Below are 346 nucleotides of genomic sequence, written 5' to 3'. Positions count from 1 at the left end.
GGCAGTACGCTGGCATTGCCGATGGCTACGTCGTTGACAGCCGCGCCGCCGGCGCCTGGGGGGGGACGGGCGTCGCTTTTGATTGGGAGGCGGTGCCGCACTATTTGGAAGAGGCGGCCCGCCAAGGCGTGCCGTGCTTCATCGCCGGCGGCATCACTCCGGACAATATCGAGCGGCTGCTTGTCTACCGCCCGGATGGCATCGATATCAGCAGCGGCATTGAAACGGACGGACGCAAAGATCCAACGAAGATGAAACAAATCGAAGAAAAAATAAAGAATCACGGGTGTCGATGATCCGTTTTATGCACGAAAAAACACAGAATGATATGGCTGAACACAAGCTT

General features: G+C 56.6%; 1 pseudogene. It reads left to right on the top strand.

Annotated elements, in window-relative coordinates:
• Positions 1 to 296, top strand: a pseudogene (locus VU18_RS19955) (N-(5'-phosphoribosyl)anthranilate isomerase); the annotation flags it as partial.
• Positions 297 to 346: the final 50 nt, after the last annotated feature.

Origin of the sequence: Geobacillus sp. ZGt-1 (assembly GCF_001026865.1) — a bacterium.
In the GTDB taxonomy this organism is placed as follows: Bacteria; Bacillota; Bacilli; order Bacillales; family Anoxybacillaceae; genus Geobacillus; species Geobacillus thermoleovorans.
Note: the sequence above shows the minus strand (reverse complement) of the source record. Positions and strands in the feature narration are given on the sequence as shown.